Below are 18,529 nucleotides of genomic sequence, written 5' to 3'. Positions count from 1 at the left end.
CTCACATGCCCCGGGAACTCCGCACCTTCGCAGGCCTTTGGACCTTGCGTGATTATCCAAATCCGATCAATGATTGGTCGCTTGAGAAGAAATTCGCAGCGGTGAAGGAAGCTGGCTTCGACGGCATCGGCGGCCTGCTCATCCCCGAGACGATCCCACTCTGCGGAAAATACGGGCTCGAATACATTCTCTATCTGAACGCGGACGCCTCCACCTATCGGGAATCCCTCCGCAAAGCCGTCGATTACCAACCGAAGCGGATCAACATCCACCTGATGGATCACGACACCCCGCCGGAAGAAGCCGTGGCAACGTGGATTGAGATGGTGAACCTCGCTGAGGAGCTTGGTCTGAAAATCGACCTCGAAATCCACCGTGACACAGCCACAGAGACACCGGAGAAATCCGAACGGATCGACCAACTGTTCCAACAGTTAACAGGAAAGCGGATCATCTGGTCGCTGGATCACTCGCATTTTGCCACGGTGAAACACCTGAACCCGCCCTTTGCTCCGCGTCTGCTCGGCTCGCGTGAAATGACCTCGCTCGTGAGGCACATTCATTTCCGCCCGTTCAACGGCCACCATGCCCAGATCCCGGCAACCGACGGGAGGAGCAATCGCACTCCGGATTTCCTTCTCTACCTCGAGTTCGCGGAAGCGCTCCTGAAACACTGGCTCGACTCCGCCCCAGACGACGCAGTGCTCCATGCCTGTCCTGAAAACGGACCGCGCGGCAGCGGCTACGCCCTCTCCTGTTTCCCGGACGTCTGGCTCGACGCCATCGTCGTCCGCGATGAAATCCAGAAAATCTGGAGCCGGCTGATTTCCTAGCAGATCATTCCCATCTTCGCGGCGGGACCGTGCCCCACCACTGTCTCCCCCACCCAGCGCGGATCGATCGGTTCGGACGCAAGCTGATAGCGGTTGTCCACCGACAGGCGGATCCGATCAGTTTGGTTGTCCAAGCTTCCGTGCACCATCGACATTCCGAAAATCAGCGCGTCGCCCATCCGGAATTCCGGCGAGGTCAGCCAACGCGATTCGAAACGCTGCCGGACCGCTTCGGGATTTTTCGATAGCGATCCGTTCCATCCCTTCGCACCGCTGGCATGAGCGTCCGCATCCCCGCGGTTCGTGCAATACGTGTCCACATCACGCTCCAAGTAGTTTCCCAACAGGTGTCCCTTCAGGTGCGAGCCTTCCAGGATTGTAAGACCTCCCATCCTCGGATCGATGTCTCCCAACGGCGTCCACATCGTCAGGAGATTTCTCGATCCGCGCCCCATGTAAACGACATCGCAGTGGACATCGCTGCCGTGTCCCGTGCCCTTGGTCCGGAACCAGGTAAAATCAAAATGCGCGGCCGCCCCACCAAACAATCGCTCGTAAAATCCCATTGTCCGCCCCCCGAACAACAATTCCCGCAACGCCGCATCCCTCTGGTCCAGCGGATGCGCCCGTGCTTGTGCGGGAGGCGGATTCTCCGGATCGAAAACACCCTCATCCAAACGGGTCATTTTCTTCAAATACCCCATGCCATCAAGCTGTCTCAGGATTGTCATCCGGACTTCCTCAACCTTGGCCCGGTCATGGAACCCCGGAAGGTAGATGTATCCGTCCGTACGCAATCGGGCCATCAATTCGGCCGGATTCAATATCGCATCGTCCGAACGCCGCAGCCAGCCAAACTCGTCCTCGCCGGTCCCCAGCTCATGGCCCAGTGAAAGAAAGGGGTAGATAATGGCGGCATCGGCGTCCATGGGATTGAAGGAAATGCTTGTGGCGAGCCGACTAAGCGGCTTTACATTTGGCTATATCCGGATATTTTGCAAACTTTTTCCAGAAGATTTGGAGGAAAACTAGCGAATCCTTTTAAAGGTCCGCAGCTCGGCGTCTTGGAGGATTCCTCGAACCATGTGCTCGAAGCTGACGATTCTCGCATTCATCCAGCTTGGCGAAAAGTTCTCCCTTCTCCAACTCCCCCACGCCGAAGTCTTCGTCTTGGCCGGATCTGTAGCAGCCATAGCAATCGCGGTCTGCACTGTCCGGCTCGCCAAGAAATCCCCCCCGATACATCGGTCTAACCCCGCCGCTCCAACAATTGCGCGGCGATGCTGATCGCGATTTCAGAAGGATCATTTCCCCCGATCGGCAAACCGACAGGGCAGATGATTTCATCTATCAATTCCCCCGCAATTCCATCCTCGCGGAGTTCCCGCATCAGCACGGCCCTTTTCGAAGCGCTGCCGATCACACCGAGAAACGGAATTTCGGGAAAACGCCGGAGCACCTCGCGCAAAACCGGGCGATCACTTGAATGCCCCTGCGTGATCGAAAGAACGAACGAACCCGCTTGGAGAAATTCCACGCCAGCTTCGAAGGTGGACAAGGAATGGAGCACCACGTTTTCCCGATTCTGGAATCGGTCTAACCAATCAGCCCGCGTGTCGAAGACATCGATCCGGCAAGCCAGCGTGGCGAGGACCGGCACCAGCGCTTGGGAAACGTGCCCGGCCCCGAAAATCGCGATGTGCCAAGGCTCGCCCGCGGTGACGCGCTCGAACAAAAACGTCATCTCGCCGCCGCAGGTCATCCCGACATCGCGCTGGAGATTCCATGTGGTTTGGACGCACGATTCGCCACCTTCCAGCATGGCCACCGCATGATCGATCGCCTTTGCCTCCACTTTTCCGCCGCCGAGATTTCCTGAAATCAATCCACCCGCGGTGATCACTGCTTTTGCTCCGGCCTGTCCCGGCACGCTGCCCCTCACCGCTGTGATGGTGACGACGACCGCGTCGATCCCTTCCCGGCGCAGCGCGGCGATTTGTTCCCATGCATCCATTGGCATCCTTGAAATTTGCTGAAAACCCGGCCTAACTCCGGTGAAATGATCTCACTCGCTCAGTTGAATGCCGCGCCTGCCGGGGAATTCGTAGCCGCCCTCGGCGGGATTTACGAGCATTCTGATTGGGTTCCACAACGGATCCTTCAGCAGCGCCCGTTTCCGGATCAGGACCATTTGCGAAAAGCGATGGGCCAGACCGTTGATCAAGCAACCGACGAGGAAAAGCTCACCTTGATCCGCGCCCATCCGGACCTCGCCGGGAAACTGGCCCGCGCGGGCGCCCTCACTCAGGAATCCACCCGCGAACAAGCCGGCCTCGGACTCGACCGGCTCAAGGACGAGGAATACGAAGAGTTCTCCGAAAAAAACGAAAGCTACCGCGAAAAGTTCGGCTTCCCCTTCATCATCTGCGCCCGCCTAACAACGAAGCAGGGCGTGCTTGATGCGTTTGAGAGGCGATTGGGAAATACCCAGGATGAAGAGATTTCCGAAGCATTATTTCAGATCCATCAGATCGCCCGGCTGCGGTTGGAGGATCTTGTTGGCGGATAAAAAACAACCGCGGCGGGAGACCCGCCGCGGTTGCGCACCAGAAACAAAACACACAGAAAAATCAAGCTTCCGCAAAATCGCCGATCACTGGCTTGGGCATGGGCTTTTCCTTCTTGCGAAGGGCGCGCCGCATTTTCGTCAGCGCCGAGTTCTGAAGTTGGCGGATGCGCTCGCGGGTGACCCCGAATTCGCGTCCGACTTCTTCCAAAGTCAGCGCCTTGCGACCGTTCAGGCCGAAACGTTCATCAATGATCCGGCGTTCGCGTTCGTCGAGAACCGAGAGCAAGCCATCGAGCTCGCCGTGCAGGTTTTTGTCGGAAAGCATGTCCAACGGATTCACCGCGCGCTCGTCGCTGATGACTTCACCGAATTCGGTAGCTTCACCTTCATTGATGGGCGCGTCGAGCGATGTCGGGCGATACGATGCCTGACGAAGCAAGGCGAGCTTGCGATGGGGAAGTCCGACCTCGTCGGCCAATTCCTCGTCGGTCGGCTCGCGGCCGAGGGCTTCGGTAAGAATGGCCGCGATGCGGCGCATTTTCGCGATCTTATCGACCATGTGGACGGGCAGGCGGATGGTCTTGGATTGGTTGGCCAAGGCGCGCTTGATCGACTGCTTGATCCACCAAGCGGCGTAGGTTGAAAGTTTTCCTCCTTTTTCAGGGTCGAAACGCTCGACGGCTTTCATCAGGCCGATGTTGCCTTCGGAAATGAGGTCCGTAACGGGCATCCCGTAGTTGGAGTAGTCTTGGGCGATTTTCACGACCAAGCGCAGGTTCGCACGAATCATGTGGGAACGAGCCTCCGGATCACCGTTCTTGATGCGCTCCGCAAGGGATACTTCCTCTTCGGCGGTGAGAAGAGGCGTTTTGGAGATCTCCCGCAAGTAGAGCTTCAGGCTGCTGTCTGATTCGTAGGCCATGTTTTTATGGGGTTGGTTAATTATTAAACGTCGCGCGAGAGGGTTTATTCCTTTTTTTCTCAAATATATTCATTGTGAATACATTGTCAATACTTGGAGAGTCGCTCTGGCGTGCCGAAAAACAACATTCTCATTTTAGCAATCCGCGTACCTGCGCTTTTCGGATCACAAGTCTTTGATTTTTAGCAAAACTCTATTTCCGGGCTGTGACAAAATGCACGATCATTGCAATTTTCGCACGGGGAGCGCCATTTTGGCGCATGAGAGATTCGACAATGAGCGTTGCGTGAATCAGTTTTTGTCCGTGTTTGACGCTATTTATCCCATCGCCCGCTCCGGATTATTCCGTCTCGATGCGGAAGTCGCCCACCATCTGAGCCTGTCCGCCCTGCGGATGGCGGAAAAAACCGGTGCCCTAGCGCTGGCTTCACCTGCGGATGAGTTTGTCTCTCCAGTAGAGGTGATGGGGCTGAAATTCCCGAATCGCGTCGGTCTGGCTGCGGGATTGGACAAGGAAGGCAACACCATCGACGCGCTGGGTCGCCTCGGATTCGGCTCTATCGAAATCGGCACGATCACTCCGCGCCCGCAGGCCGGGAATCCCAAGCCTCGGTTGTTCCGGCTGATCGATCATGAGGCGATCATCAACCGCATGGGCTTCAACAATCCGGGCATCGACGCCGGGGTGGAAAATGTCCGGGCTGCGAAGTCTTTCGCGGGAATCGTCGGTTTCAATATCGGCAAAAACAAGGATACGCCCAATGAAAACGCGGCGGACGACTACATGGAATGCCTCTGCAAAGCCTACCCGGTGGCCGATTATGTGGCGGTGAATCTTTCCTCTCCCAACACCCCGGGTCTGCGGGACCTGCAGGGAGCGGAGGCCAGCGCCCGCCTGCTCGACACGCTCAAAAAGGAACAACAGAGGCTCGCTGCGGAGCATGGCAAATCGGTTCCACTTCTTTTCAAAGTCGCTCCGGATTTGGACGAAACGCAGATCCGCGATCTCTCCCAAGTCTTCCTCGACGGCGGTCTGGACGGGCTGATCGCGACGAACACGACATTGGACCGCGACCGGGTGGCCGGCCATCCGCGCGCGGCGGAGGCTGGCGGGCTTTCTGGCAGACCGGTTTTTGAAAAAAGCACCGCCACGTTGGAAATTTTCGCCAGTCATCTCGGATCGCGCATTCCCATCATCGGCGTGGGCGGGATTTCATCGCGGCAAGACGCCGAAGCCAAGATTCAAGCCGGTGCGGCGCTGGTGCAGATCTATACCTCGTTCATCTATCAGGGACCGGCGCTGGTCAGGGAGCTTGCCCGATCTCTCTGATATTCCGCGTTCTGGCGGAAAATGATTGGTGCGCCATGCAGTTCGCGGTTTTCTTTGAGTGCGAGGGAAAACCTCGACGGCGTTGCGCCTGCGAGCTGAAATCCATTGATCACCCATGAGTATCCAAGAAACCGCCTCCCGCCTCGAAGCCGCCGTTTGTTCCGTCGTCCGTGGCCAACCTGATGTGGTGCGGCGGGTGCTGGCCTGCATGATTTCCGGCGGCCATGTCCTGCTGGAGGATTTCCCGGGAACCGGCAAGACCACCCTCGCCAAGGCGATCGCCAAGGCCGTCGGTGGTGCGAGGTTCAAGCGGGTCCAGTTCACGCCGGATCTTCTGCCTTCCGACATTCTCGGAGTCTCGATCCTCGATCCGCGGTCACAGGAATTCAAATTCCATCCCGGTCCGGTATTCACCGACATTCTGTTAGCCGATGAAATCAACCGTGCCTCGCCCCGAACCCAGAGCGCTTTGTTAGAAGCGATGGGAGAGCGGCAGGCGACGATCGAAGGCCAGCGCTACGATCTCGACGGACTGTTTTTCGTCATCGCCACACAGAACCCCGTGGAATTCCGTGGAACCTATCCCCTGCCCGAGGCGCAGATGGACCGATTCGCGATGCAGTGCTCGCTCGGCTACGTGAGCGCTGCCGAGGAAGCCGCCATTCTCGCCGATCAGACGGAAACCCACCCGGTTGAAGTGTTAGAACCGGTGGCGACCCGCGACGAAATTCTGGAACTGATGGCCGCCGCCCGCAAAGTGCGTTTCAGCGACGAGCTCCGTCACTATGTCGTCGCGCTGGTCGGAGCCACCCGTGGAAATCCGGCCGTGCAACTCGCGGCCAGCCCGCGCGCGTCATTGGCGTTGATGAAGGTCTCGCAAGCGCTGGCGATTTTCGAAGGACGGGATTTTGTTTCACCCGAACTCATCCAATCGGTCGCGGCCGATGTCATCGCCCACCGGATGGTGCTCGCTCCGGAAGCGAAATATTCAGGCGGAAACGCCCGCCAGATCGTCGCCGATCTCATTGAACAAATCCCGGTGCCCGCTTAGGTTTCACCAATCGATGAAAACCCTGCCATCCAATTCGGTTAGCGCTCCGGAAACCGGGCGTCTGGAGCGGTGGCTTCACGCCATTTATTTCCGGGGCGCGGGCATCCAACATTTTCTCGGCCGCCGCCTGAGACCTGCCGGCGTCGGGCTGGGTTTGGTGTTCGTCCTGGCGTCTTGCCTCGGTATCGGGCATAACAAGGCCCCGGTCTATCAGCTTTTTTCTTTGAGTCTGGGGATGATCGTGATCGGCATCCCGTGGGCGATGTCGCGCCGGGCAAACGTCGAAGCGAAGCGCGAACTGCCGCGCTTCGGCACTGCGGGAGAGCCGCTGCGCTACACCGTGAAGGTCAGCAACCGCGGCCGCCGCAAGCTGACCCGGGCTTGGATTTCGGATACGTCGCCGGATCCGCGGCCGAGCATTGAGGATTTCACTCTGCTGAGAGAACCGGGCGAGGAGGAACGGAATGCTTACGACCGCCGCTTCGCTTATTTCCGCTGGCAATGGTTGATGATGGGCAACCGCTTGTTCTCCGGCGGAATTTCCACCGATGACCTCGACCTCAAGCAAGGTCAGGAAGCGCGCGTGTCTGTCGAAATGACTCCGCTGCGGCGCGGCGTAATCCGCTTCGACGATCTGCGGCTGTTGCTTCCCGATCCGTTCGGTTTGTTCCAACGATGCCGCAAGGTGAGTGCTCCGGCATGTACCCTAACGGTTCTCCCACGCCGCTTCCCGCTGCCGCCCATCGAGCTGCCGGGTGGAGCCGCTTTTAAAATCTCCGGTGAGGCGAACACCAATGCCATTGGCAACTCGGGTGAGTTCGTCGGCCTGCGCGACTATCGACCCGGCGATCCGCTGCGGCAGATCCATTGGAAAAGCTGGGCGAGAACCGGACGCCCGATCGTCAAGGAGCTGGAGGATACTTTCTATCCGCGGTACGGCCTCATCGTCGACACCTTGTCGTGCGACCGGACCGACCACCAATTTGAAGAGGCCATCTCGGTGGCGGCCTCGTTCGCCGCATCTCTGGATACCAGCGAATCCCTGCTGGACCTCATGTTCATCAAAAACGAGGCCCACATGGTAACTGCGGGACGTGGCATCGAACGTGCGGAAAAGCTGCTGGAAGTTCTCGCCGGAGTTTCACCGGAGCGGACGGAAAATTTCACCGCGCTCGCCCAACTCGTCCTGCGCCATCGTGACGACCTCACCTCCTGCCTCGTGATTTTCAACGGCTGGGACGACGTCCGCGCGGCTTTCCTCCACACCCTCACCCGTGGCGGAGTGGTCTGCGCCCCGGTCATCATCGGAAAAGGGCCGGCTCCCGGAGACGTGCCCGGGCATTGGCTGGAGTCGGGACAAATCGCCCGCGACCTCCAAAAGCTTCCTAACAAACTCATCGCCCTCAACTAACCGCCTTCCCGCCATTCACCAGACCCATCCACCACCCCGTTTTATTCTCGGCGTGTCGCTGCTCTTCTGGGGAGCGATGACCGGGCGGCCCGTGATCGGTCTCATCCTCGCCCTGGTGGTGGAGATTTCCCACTGGGTGAAAATCCGCTGGGATTTCGATGAAGGCGCCTACTCCACGGCGTGGCAGCTCACCACCGTGATCATCGCGCTCACCGGGGTGCTGATCTATCTGGACGGCAGTCCGTATGTGGCGTTGCCCCAGCTTCTGACGTGGCTGCCATTGCTGCTGCTGCCCATGCAGTTCGTCCAGAGCTTCGGCATGAACGAATCGATGCCGCTGATTACGTTTTCATTTCTAGCAAAACACCGGCGGAAACGGAATCTCCGCCTCGGTCTCAACGAAGCGGTCATCCACATCCATTTCGGAAACGTCTATTTCGTCGCCATCCTCATCGCCAGCACCCTCGGCGACGGTTCATCCACCTGGCAGTTCCTTCCGGGCATCATCATCCTGACAGGCTGGATGCTGCTATCCGCCACCCGCAGCCGGCCAACCTCGCTCATCGCCGCCCTGGCCATCGCCGGCGGCATCGCGGTGACCGGCCGTTACGGACTTGAGCGTCTCGACGACTGGCTCACCAACCGCGGCCCGGGGGGGGCCTCGTTTGATCCGGATTCCGTATCCACGATGATCGGCAGGATCGGAACCGTCCAGCAATCGCCCGACATTGTCTGGCGCCTCAAACCGGCAAGCGGAATGCCCCCTCCCCGGCTATTGCGGACCGCGACCTACAATTCCTATCAACCCAGCTCGTGGATCATCGAACCGGCGACCGCACGAGACTTCCGGGACCTCGACCTCTTCACCTACGAAGGCCAACCCTACTATCGGCTGGAGCAAACTACCGAGGGCTCGAAGCCCATACGGGCGGTCCGCCCGAGCCTGCCCAGATTCCAGATCCGCGGCTCGGCATTCGCGCAAACGCCGTTGTCGCTGCCCGGTGACACTACCAGCCTGTTCGACTTCCAGTCCGACGCCATCGAGCACAACGCGCTGGGCACCGTCCACGTTTTCCCGAGGCAATCGGTCGTCGAGGGAACCGTCCTCTGGCGCGGAGACACCAACACCGAGCGAACTCCGTTAGATCAGGATTTGGTCGTGCCTTTCCGGGAACGAGCGACGCTCAACGCCGTTCTCGCCGAACTCAAGCTGAATGAACAACCGACCCTCGAGGATAAGCTCAAGGTCATGCAGGCGTGGTTCATGAAGAATTTCCGCTACACCCGGGATCTGAAAATCAAGAGCTGGACCCAGGGATTTTCGAATCCGACCGCGCTCACGCAATTCCTAACAACCAACCGCTCCGGGCATTGCGAGTATTTCGCCGCCGCCGTCGTCCTGCTGCTGCGGGAGGCGAAAATCCCCGCCCGCTACGCGACCGGCTACGTCGTGGTGGAACGGGATCCGAAACACGGCGAATACGTCATCCGCGGCACGCACGGCCATGCCTGGTGCCGGGTGTGGGATGCCGACAAGAAACTGTGGATCGATTTCGATACGACGCCCCCCAGTTGGACCGACATGGTGGCGACACTGAATCCTTCGATGCAGGCGTTCAATGATGCACTGAAGCGCTTCCGGGAGGATTTTTTCCTCTGGAGAAACCGTCCGGGTAATCGGCTCGGAGCATCCGTGGTCATGTTCACCATCGCCCTCGGCGTAATGGGATTCGTCTTCAAGCGGCTCTGGAAAACCAAGCGGCGGTTGGAGGAAATCCGAAGATCGAACGGTTACGATGGACCGATCCGGAGAACTCCGCTCAACGCCCTTGAAAAGCAGGCGGAAAAGCAACTCGGGCCTAGGCCGTTAGGCCAGCCGTTCGGAGCCTGGTTCATGAAGCTGCGTCCCACACTGCCGGATTCGGCTACCCTTGATGAAGCCGTCGAACTTCATCAGCGCCTTCGTTTCGATCCGACTCCCGCCGCGCCGAACGAACAAGACCGCCTGGCCGAGCTCGCAAAGCAGTTGGAATCCGCGATCAAGCGCGGATCAAATAAGGAGTAACAAATTGGTTCAATCTGGTAGGCCCGTCGCGTCCGGAATTTCGAAGGTCTTGAAGCGCGAGGAACCTCCTTTTTCGAGAACCACCTTTGATTTCGAAAGGCCTAACGACTTCGCCAGAAAATCCCTGAGCGCGGCGTTGGCCTGACCATTCACCGGTGCCGCAGCGATGCGGACACGAAGAATTCGCCCGGCCTGTGGGTCATCCTCCCAGCCGACGATCTCGCTCTGTCGGGCGTTGGGAGTGGCACGAACGCGGAGTTTCATGGGCGATAAACAAACAAGGCCCGACCGTCTGGTCGAGCCCTGTTGGATGGAGTTGCTAGCAGACCGGAATTTACTTCGCGGCAGCGACCACGGCGTCCTTGGTGATGCCGAGTTCCTTGAACACGACGTCACCAGGAGCACTCATGCCGAAGCGGTCGATACCGATTGGCTTGCCTTCGGTGCCGATGTACTTCCACCAGAGATCGGTGATTCCAGCCTCGATGGAGACGCGCTTGGTGCAGGCTTTAGGCAACACGCTTTCACGATACTCGGCACTCTGACGCTCGAAGCGTTCGAAGCATGGTAGGGAAACGACGCGGACGCCGTCACCGAGTTCGGTAGCAGCGGCCATCGCGTATTGGAGTTCGGAGCCGGTCGCGAGAAGGATCGTGGTGAGGGCACCGGTTTCCTTTTTGGCGATGTAACCACCGCGCAGCACGCCGTCGCGGCGGACGTCGACGGAAAGGTCGTTCATCAGCGGGATCGCCTGACGGGTCAGGATCAGCGCGGTCGGGCCATCGGTGCGGGACATCGCGGCGACGAAGGCACCGGCGGTTTCCTCGGCATCGCCGGGGCGGATGACGTCGAGATTCGGGATCACGCGCAGACCGCTGACGGTTTCCACCGGTTGGTGGGTTGGGCCATCCTCACCGACACCGACGGAGTCGTGGGTGAAAATGTAGGTGACTGGCAGGTGCGACAAGGCGGCGAGGCGGATCGAGCCGCGCAGGTAGTCGGCGAAGACCAGAAAGGTCGCGCCGCTCGCACGGAAGATGCCGTCATAGGCGATGCCGTTGCAGATCGCGCCCATCGCGTGTTCGCGGATGCCGAACCAGATGTTGCGGCCGAGCGGGTTGGCGGTGGAGTAATCGCCGGCGTCCTTGATATAGTTTTTCGTGGAACCGAAAAGATCCGCGCTGCCGGTGAGGAATTGCGGGATTTCCTTGGCCACCGCGTTGATCACCGTGGAACCGGCGGAACGGGTCGCGTCCTTGTAATCGGCGGGGAAAGCCGGGATTTTCGAACTCAGGTCGAGCGGCACGGAAAGCGCCACACCGGCGGTCAGCTCGGCGGCGAGTTCGGGATTTGCCTTGGACCATGCATCGTAAGTGGCCTGCCATTTTTCGAACTCGACCTTGGAAGCGGCTTTTTTCTCCGCGAAATAGGCCTGCGTCTGAGCGGAAACATAGAAATGCTCGTCGGCAGGAAGTCCGAGTCCGGCGCGGGCGGAATCGATGAATTTCGCACCGCCTTCGCCGTGGCCCTTTGCCGTACCGGCGACTTCGGGTATGCCTTTCGCGATCAACGTTTTCGCGATGATGACCTTCGGGCGGGCGTTTTTGTTGCCCTTGGCCTTTTCAATCGCCGCGGCGATTTCGTTCAGATCCTGGCCGTCGATGGTGACAACATCCCAGCGCTGGGAAGCGAAATATTTCTCGGCATCCTCGCCTTGGGTGAGGTCGGCCATGGCGTCCAGCGTCACGTCGTTGGAATCATAAATAAGGATCAGGTTATCCAAACCGTTGTGGCCGGCGAAGGCGATGGCTTCCTTGGCAACGCCTTCCTGAAGGCAGCCATCGCCGTGGATGGCGATGACGTGGTGGTCGAAAAGCGTGTGCTCCGCGGTGTTGAAACGGGCGGCGGCGCGCTTGCCGGAGAGGGCATAGCCCACGGCATTTCCCACACCTTGGCCAAGCGGACCGGTGGTCGCCTCGACGCCGGGGGTTTCATGGAATTCCGGGTGGCCGGGAGTGATGGAGTGCAGCGCGCGGAAATGTTTCACGTCGTCGCGGGAAACCGCGTAGCCGGAAAGGTGCAGCCAGCCGTAGAGGAACATCGAACCGTGGCCAGCGGAGAGCACGAAGCGGTCGCGGTTCAGCCATTTCGGCGCATCCGGATAGTAGCGCATGGACTCACCGAAAAGAACGGCACCGATTTCGGCGCAGCCAAGCGGAAGCCCCAAGTGGCCGGAGTTACAGGCGTGGACGGCATCCATGGCGAGGCCACGGGCTTCATTGGCAGCTTGTGCAAGCAGTGTCGTGTTCATGAGATCATTTCTCCGTGAAGTTTTAGAAGGGGACGGAGGGCGCAGACCTTCAAGAATCCTCCTCCGATTGACAAGGGGGTAATCGCGACAATCACTTGATGTAACGCGAATGGTGTTCATTTCCGGCATGAATTCCGCCCTTCGGAAAATTTTATCCAAAAAAACCTTGCACCGGGTCGGTCGGTAAGGTTCTTTTCCGCCCGCGACCGCAACGCACGACCCGTTCGTCTATCGGTTAGGACTCCAGGTTTTCATCCTGGCAAGAAGGGTTCGACTCCCTTACGGGTCGCCATTTTCAAGCCTCCGCTCCGGCGGGGGCTTTTTTGTTTACGCAAACGCCGATCTTTCGTTTTTAATTGGGCCTCAAGCCAACGTGACAGCCCTTCAAAAAGCCGAAGCCATCCGTCTCCGAAAAGGAAACCGCCCCATCGCGGCGCTAACCGCATACGACTACCCCACCGCCCGCCTGTTGGACGAGGGCGGAGTCGATGTCCTGCTCGTCGGAGATTCGCTCGGCATGGTCGTGTTGGGCTTCCCGGACACCACGCATGTCACTCTGGAGCACATGCTTCATCACGTTGCCGCCGTGGCCCGCGCGAAACCCACGGCACTGGTCGTGGGCGATCTTCCGATCCACACCTACGACACGCCGGAACAAGCGCTCGATACCGCCCGCCGCCTCGTCGCCGCCGGTGCCGAAGCCGTGAAGCTCGAAGGCGGCGTTCGCCAGGCGGAAAAGGTTCGCGCCATCACCCAAGCTGGGATTCCCGTCATGGGCCACCTAGGCATGCTTCCCCAGCGCGTCCTCGAAGAAGGCGGCTATCGGAAAAAGGGCAAAACCCCCGAGCAAACCGAAGCCATCCGCGAAGGAGCCCAAGCGATCATCGACGCCGGAGTCTTCGCCATCGTCATGGAATCCATCGTTCCCGAAGCGGCGCGATTTCTGACCGCATCTCTCTCCGTTCCCACCATCGGCATCGGCTGCGGCCAACACACCTGTGATGGCGAGGTCGCGGTGGTCACCGATCTGCTAGGCTCATATCCGTGGTTCGTCCCGCCCTTCGCCCGGCCCGAAGCCGATGTCGCCGGAGCCACCCGCAATGCTGTCGCCCGCTACCTGTTGCAAGTCCGGGGATCCTGATTGTGTTCCGACGGCCTCAGTCGGATCTTGCCATCACCCAGCGCCCGACTGAGACAGTCGCGACACATTCACACCCGCCTCTTGCTCCTCTACCTCCACATCCCCTTCTGCCACCGAGTCTGCCCCTACTGCTCGTTTTACAAGCACACTCCCGGCTCAACATCCATCGGCAGCTTTGTCGATGCGCTGGCCGTGGAAACCAAACAACGTCTGACCACCGCCCCACGCACGATCTATCTCGGCGGCGGCACTCCGAGCATGCTTTCGCCCAGCCACCTCACCCGGTTGTTTGACGCGCTTCACGAAACCGTCAATTTTTCGAAACTCGACGAAGTCACGATGGAAGCGAACCCAGCCACCTTCGATGCGGCGAAGGCCCGGTTGTTCCGCGAACTCGGCGTCACCCGTGTTTCGTTAGGCATCCAATCATTCACCCCACATGTGTTGGAAATCCTCGGCCGCGAACACTCCGTCGAGCAAGCCAGCGAATCCGTAGGCATCCTCCGCGAGGCTGGAATCCCATCGATCAACATCGACCTGATGTTCTCCATCCCCGGCCAATCGAAAGACGATTGGAAAAACACGTTAGAGCATGCCATTTCCCTGAAGCCGGACCACATCTCCGCCTACAATCTCACCTACGAAGAAGACACCGCCTTCTTCGAATCGCTCCGCCGCGGCGAAATGCGCGAGAATGAAGACCACGACGCCGAGTTCTTCCACCTCGCCGACGAACTTCTATCAGCCGCCGGATTCGATCACTACGAAACCTCCAACTACGCCAAGCCCGGCCACCACTCCACCCACAACCAAGGCTACTGGAAGGGAGAGGATTACCTCGGACTCGGACCCTCCGCCGTTTCCACTCTCGACGGCACCCGCTGGAAAAACGTCGCCGACACCGCCCGTTACGTTTCCCAAGTGCAAGCCATCGGCAACGCGCTCACCGAATCGGAGACCCTCGATGCCGAAGCCCGCCGCCTCGAACGCATCGCTCTCGGCCTGCGGACCAAGGAGGGTATTTCACTCGATCTCCTCAGCCAGGAAGCTCGAGAACAAGCCGCCCATTTCGCCAGCGAAGGTCTCGCCCACATCGAAGGAAACCAACTCATCCTCATCCACCACGGCCGCGCGCTGGTAGATCCCATCGCGGCGGAGCTGGTCTGATAAAGGGTGGGGACCTCTCGTCCCCACGCATGGACGAGACGTCCAGGCCCCTATCACTCCGGCCAAGTGATCACAAATTTATCGCTCGCACTCCATACTGGGTTCGTGGGATCAAGCAGGTTTTTGCCAAACATCATCACGTGACCATCCTTTGCGATGGGCATGGACGTCACGCTATTGTTCATTTTCAAAACAATCGCCTTGCCATCAAATTTCGTGGGATCAAATCGATCGGTTCCAGGAATCAAGGGCGTGACGATGAGCGGTCGGGACGGGTTACCTTCGGAACAAAGCCCCGCCAGATAGGAAAATCCGCACTCTCCTTTCTTCAAAGCCTCTCCTTTGCTAACAACACCGTCGGGTTTCCGTATGCGGTCGATTTTCGCGTAGAATATCCGTTCATCCTGAACGATCTCTGCAGAGATCAGTTGCCTGAAAATTTCGTTCGATGACTTCTTTCCCAGCTCCAAGTCCGTTTCGGTCTTCGCTTGAACCGCTGCAACCGTGCTCGCATCCGGAAACTTTCCGAACTCGGAATCAAACTCAAACAGAGCGATCCCGATCTGGCGCGCATTGCTCACGGCTTCAGCTTGATCGGGTTTTCTGTGACTGCGAATCACCATGGGGGCTGATAACAGCAGGTATAAGAGCACTACCGATACGACACCAAGCCCCCAAAGCCATTTCCATTTCTTCTGCGAGAGGAGCGCGGCTTCGGACGCCGGCGGAGCTGGTGCGTCAGGTAATGGTTGAGCTTGCATGGTCACGACGGTTGATTTCAAAGATCAGGCCAGGCCACCACCGGAGGATGTCCGTCCCAAATCGGATTTGATGGATCCATCAGATCCAGGCCACCAACCATGACATGGCCGGTTTTAATGATGATCGGCAATGAGGTGACGCTGTTGTCCGCTTTCAAAATCACGGCCTTGCCGTTGAATGGTTTGGGATCAAACTGATGAGTGCCGGGAATCATCGGTGTCACCATGATCGGACGACCGAGATTGTCCGTCTTGAGCGCTCCGGTGAAATATGTGAACCCACACTCCCCCTTTTTTAGCGCTTCGGCTTTAGTGAAAATGCCATCCGGCTTATGCGTTCCCGCAATTTTCGCGTAAAACATCGGCTCACTTTGGGTGATCGCTACAGCCATCAATTGACGGAAGAAATCATTCGATGACTTCGTGCCGAGATTCAGGTCGGTAGCAGTGTCTTGTTTCACCAAAGCAATCGTAGTCACGTCGGGCATTCTGCCGTATTTCTCCTGAAACTCGAACAGCGCCATGCCGATCTGCCGGGCGTTGTTCACGGCTTCGGTTTGATCGGGTTTCCTTCGACAATGGGTCGTCATCGGGGCAGTCAGTCCACAAATTGCTAGAAAAATTATCCCAACAATCCAAATGCCGCTTTTCCAGCACCAGATGAGTGAACCAATCACGAATGATTGTATGGAACGACTGGCGGGCGCGTCCGATGGGAGTGGTGATTGCTTACTCATGACGGTGGGTTTTGAAAGCCCGCCCGAACTATCATCACCGATGTCGAACAAAAGTCGTCGAATCAGATAGACGGGCGATAGCGATAACTATTACCCCGACCGTCAGTGGATCGCTAGATATTACGAATCCTTCACGTCTTTTTCACAAAGCACCTGTGAGAGCAGCCCGATCATCGCCGAGGCCGCCTGTTTCCCGGTTTCGAGAACTTCATGGTGATCGAGATGTGCGGAAGTGACACCGGCTGCCCAGTTGGTGAGGCAGGAAAATGCAACGACAGGCAGGCCGAGCGAACGAGCCTGGATGGTTTCCAAAACGGTGCTCATGCCGACGGCATCCGCGCCGATGACTTTCAGCATTCGGATTTCCGCCGGAGTTTCGTATTGCGGGCCGCGCAGGCTGGCATAGACGCCTTCGTGAAGGATCATGCCGATGGCAGCCGCCGTGTCGCGGAATTCGGCGCGCCAATCGGCATCGTAGGCGACGGACAAGTCGATGAAGTCCGCACCTTCGAGCGGCGAGGAGCCCGTCAGATTGAGATGATCACTGAGCATCATCCAGGTGCCGGGAGCGAAGTCGGGATTCAAGGTGCCTGCGGCGTTGGTAAGGATGATTTTTTCAACTCCCTGTTCCGCCATCCAGCGCACGCCCGCTGTGACGAGTCTCGGGCCGTGACCTTCGTAGAGGTGGACGCGCCCCTTCATCAGAATGACGGGTGCTCCTCCCAATTTTCCGAAGACGAATTTCCCCGCGTGACCCGCCACCGATGAGGCAGGTAACCCAGCTTCCGAAAACGGAACCTCGCGCTCAACTTCCACGGCGTCCGCCAACGGCCCCAATCCGGATCCCAGTACGATTCCAATCATGTCCGTTCTTTAGCAGCTCGCAGGCCGTTGTTCAATCAACTCCGGCGGGCATTCATCAGTTCCTCGATCTCCCCGGCTTCGATCGGGATCTTGCCCATGAGATCGAAGTTCTTGTCCTTGCCGATGACCACATCGTTTTCCAAGCGAACGCCCATTCCTTCCTCGCGGATGTAGATGCCGGGTTCGATGGTGAAGACCATGCCCTCGGCATAGGGCTCGTGCGGCGGGCAGACGTCGTGGACGTCGAGTCCGAGGTGGTGCGAGGTGCCGTGCATGAAATACTTTTTCACCAGCGCCTTGTCCGGCCCCTGCTCACGGGCTTCCTTGGCAGTGAAAAGACCGAGATGGACGAGCTCGCGCTCCATCAGCTCGATGACCTGCTTCTGGTATTCCATTGGCGTGTTGCCGGGGCGGAGGATATCGTTCGCGCCGTGGAAGACGCGAAGCACGGAGTCATAGACCTCGCGCTGGCGCTTGGTGAATTTTCCATTCACCGGCACGGTTCTCGTTAGATCCGAAGCCCAACCGGCATACTCGGCGGCGACGTCCATCAGGACCATGTCGCCGTCCTGGCAGATCTTGTCGTTTTCGACGTAGTGAAGGACGCAGGCGTTTTTCCCGGTGCCGATGATCGGAGCATAGGCGAATCCCCGCGAACCACGGCGGACGAATTCGTGGAGCAACTCAGCCTCGATCTCCCACTCGCCGACGCCGGGCTTGATAAATCCTAGCAAACGCCGGAATCCCGCCTCAGTGATGTCGCAGGCGCGCTGGAGCTGCTTGAGTTCCTCCTTGTCCTTGGTGATCCGAAGGCGGTGAAGCAACGGCGCAAGCCGCTCATAGCGGTGCAGCGGATAGCGGGCCTGGCAGTCCTTGATGAAACGGGCATTGCGGGTTTCCACGACCACGCTGGCACGGAGATGTTCGTTGGTCGCCAGATAGATGTGCTCCACCTGGGGAACCATGCGGTGCAGGAATCCATCGAGCGAACTGGACCATTCGATCCGCTCGACACCGGTGGCGGCGCGGGCCTGCTCCTTGGTCAGCTTCTCGCCCTCCCAAATGGCGATGAGTTCGCTGGTTTCCTTGACGAAAAGGATTTCCCGTTCCTTGGGGTCAACGGCATCCGGCATGAGGACGAGTGTGGTTTCTTCCTGATCCACGCCGGTCAGATAGAACAGGTCGCTGTTCTGCTTGAAAGCCATCGTGCCATCCGCATTGGTCGGATAGATGTCATTGGCATGGAGGATCACCATGCTGTTTGGCTTCAGAAGTCCCCGCAGATTTTCGCGGTTGCGGATAAAAAATTCGGGTGAAATCGGTTCGTAACGCACGACCGGACTTCAAGGCATCCACCGCCAGAGGGC

The 18,529-nt window shown here is 58.6% G+C and carries 17 protein-coding genes and 1 tRNA gene; 9 read left to right on the top strand and 9 right to left on the bottom strand.

Features of this window, described 5'->3' with window-relative positions:
- Positions 1 to 5: 5 nt before the first annotated feature.
- The gene (locus ABIQ96_RS15920; protein ID WP_348215605.1) at positions 6 to 833 is read left to right on the top strand and encodes a xylose isomerase; all 828 of its coding nucleotides are present in this window, start codon (positions 6 to 8) and stop codon (positions 831 to 833) included.
- Here the strand turns inward: ABIQ96_RS15920 and ABIQ96_RS15915 are convergent.
- Positions 830 to 1,762 (bottom strand): phytanoyl-CoA dioxygenase family protein, encoded by a 933-nt coding sequence (locus ABIQ96_RS15915; protein ID WP_348215604.1) that lies wholly within the window; start codon positions 1,760 to 1,762, stop codon positions 830 to 832. The two genes, ABIQ96_RS15920 and ABIQ96_RS15915, sit on opposite strands and share 4 nt — an antisense overlap.
- Positions 1,763 to 2,082: 320 nt before the next feature.
- Entirely contained in the window at positions 2,083 to 2,853 is a 771-nt protein-coding gene (gene xdhC / locus ABIQ96_RS15910; protein ID WP_348215603.1) for a xanthine dehydrogenase accessory protein XdhC, read from the bottom strand.
- A 39-nt stretch (positions 2,854 to 2,892) separates the two neighbouring features.
- Between xdhC and uraD the strand changes: the two genes are divergently transcribed.
- Complete coding sequence (gene uraD, locus ABIQ96_RS15905; protein ID WP_348215602.1) at positions 2,893 to 3,402, top strand: 2-oxo-4-hydroxy-4-carboxy-5-ureidoimidazoline decarboxylase; 510 nt, start codon at positions 2,893 to 2,895, stop codon at positions 3,400 to 3,402.
- 61 nt (positions 3,403 to 3,463) lie between these two features.
- Here uraD and ABIQ96_RS15900 read toward each other — a convergent pair whose 3' ends face one another.
- Entirely contained in the window at positions 3,464 to 4,324 is an 861-nt protein-coding gene (locus ABIQ96_RS15900; RefSeq protein WP_348215601.1) for an RNA polymerase sigma factor RpoD/SigA, read from the bottom strand.
- A 304-nt stretch (positions 4,325 to 4,628) separates the two neighbouring features.
- Between ABIQ96_RS15900 and ABIQ96_RS15895 the strand changes: the two genes are divergently transcribed.
- The 4 genes from ABIQ96_RS15895 to ABIQ96_RS15880 all read left to right on the top strand — a co-directional run bounded on the left by ABIQ96_RS15895 (position 4,629) and on the right by ABIQ96_RS15880 (position 10,181).
- Positions 4,629 to 5,654, top strand: coding sequence for a quinone-dependent dihydroorotate dehydrogenase (locus ABIQ96_RS15895; protein WP_348215600.1), 1,026 nt, complete (start codon positions 4,629 to 4,631; stop codon positions 5,652 to 5,654).
- A 115-nt stretch (positions 5,655 to 5,769) separates the two neighbouring features.
- Complete coding sequence (locus ABIQ96_RS15890) at positions 5,770 to 6,705, top strand: MoxR family ATPase (protein ID WP_348215599.1); 936 nt, start codon at positions 5,770 to 5,772, stop codon at positions 6,703 to 6,705.
- A gap of 13 nt (positions 6,706 to 6,718) precedes the next feature.
- The gene (locus tag ABIQ96_RS15885) at positions 6,719 to 8,116 is read left to right on the top strand and encodes a DUF58 domain-containing protein (protein WP_348215598.1); all 1,398 of its coding nucleotides are present in this window, start codon (positions 6,719 to 6,721) and stop codon (positions 8,114 to 8,116) included.
- A 52-nt stretch (positions 8,117 to 8,168) separates the two neighbouring features.
- A complete protein-coding gene (locus tag ABIQ96_RS15880) occupies positions 8,169 to 10,181 on the top strand; it encodes a transglutaminase domain-containing protein (protein ID WP_348215597.1) in 2,013 nt (670 codons plus the stop codon).
- A 9-nt stretch (positions 10,182 to 10,190) separates the two neighbouring features.
- On the opposite strand, the gene ABIQ96_RS15875 is transcribed toward ABIQ96_RS15880, so the two are convergent.
- Together ABIQ96_RS15875 and tkt are read right to left on the bottom strand one after the other, a co-directional pair.
- Positions 10,191 to 10,445 carry a DUF167 domain-containing protein gene (locus ABIQ96_RS15875; protein WP_348215596.1) on the bottom strand — a complete coding sequence of 85 codons (255 nt, stop codon included), beginning with the start codon at positions 10,443 to 10,445 and terminating at the stop codon, positions 10,191 to 10,193.
- Between the two features lie 70 nt (positions 10,446 to 10,515).
- On the bottom strand, positions 10,516 to 12,492 hold the full coding sequence (gene tkt, locus ABIQ96_RS15870; RefSeq protein ID WP_348215595.1) for a transketolase: 1,977 nt from the start codon (positions 12,490 to 12,492) through the stop codon (positions 10,516 to 10,518).
- 217 nt (positions 12,493 to 12,709) lie between these two features.
- Here tkt and ABIQ96_RS15865 point away from each other — a divergent pair.
- From ABIQ96_RS15865 to hemW, 3 genes are all read left to right on the top strand, one after another.
- Positions 12,710 to 12,784, top strand: a tRNA-Glu gene (locus ABIQ96_RS15865).
- 81 nt (positions 12,785 to 12,865) lie between these two features.
- Positions 12,866 to 13,633, top strand: coding sequence for a 3-methyl-2-oxobutanoate hydroxymethyltransferase (panB, locus tag ABIQ96_RS15860; RefSeq protein WP_348215594.1), 768 nt, complete (start codon positions 12,866 to 12,868; stop codon positions 13,631 to 13,633).
- Positions 13,634 to 13,714: 81 nt separating this feature from the next.
- The gene (hemW, locus tag ABIQ96_RS15855) at positions 13,715 to 14,800 is read left to right on the top strand and encodes a radical SAM family heme chaperone HemW (RefSeq protein ID WP_348215593.1); all 1,086 of its coding nucleotides are present in this window, start codon (positions 13,715 to 13,717) and stop codon (positions 14,798 to 14,800) included.
- A gap of 53 nt (positions 14,801 to 14,853) precedes the next feature.
- Here the strand turns inward: hemW and ABIQ96_RS15850 are convergent, their stop codons facing one another.
- From ABIQ96_RS15850 to ABIQ96_RS15835, 4 genes are all read right to left on the bottom strand, one after another.
- The gene (locus ABIQ96_RS15850; protein WP_348215592.1) at positions 14,854 to 15,582 is read right to left on the bottom strand and encodes a hypothetical protein; all 729 of its coding nucleotides are present in this window, start codon (positions 15,580 to 15,582) and stop codon (positions 14,854 to 14,856) included.
- A complete protein-coding gene (locus ABIQ96_RS15845; protein ID WP_348215591.1) occupies positions 15,579 to 16,298 on the bottom strand; it encodes a hypothetical protein in 720 nt (239 codons plus the stop codon). The genes ABIQ96_RS15850 and ABIQ96_RS15845 overlap by 4 nt, the downstream gene beginning before the upstream one ends.
- 120 nt (positions 16,299 to 16,418) lie before the next feature.
- Positions 16,419 to 17,162, bottom strand: coding sequence for a purine-nucleoside phosphorylase (locus ABIQ96_RS15840; RefSeq protein ID WP_348215590.1), 744 nt, complete (start codon positions 17,160 to 17,162; stop codon positions 16,419 to 16,421).
- Positions 17,163 to 17,197: 35 nt separating this feature from the next.
- Positions 17,198 to 18,496: an aminopeptidase P N-terminal domain-containing protein gene (locus ABIQ96_RS15835; protein WP_348215589.1), complete on the bottom strand. Its 1,299-nt coding sequence runs from the start codon at positions 18,494 to 18,496 to the stop codon at positions 17,198 to 17,200.
- Positions 18,497 to 18,529: the final 33 nt, after the last annotated feature.

This window comes from Luteolibacter sp. (assembly GCF_039920825.1).
Classification (GTDB): Bacteria; Verrucomicrobiota; Verrucomicrobiia; order Verrucomicrobiales; family Akkermansiaceae; genus Luteolibacter.
The sequence above is the reverse complement of the archived record's forward strand: the minus strand, read 5'-3'. Positions and strand labels throughout refer to the sequence as shown.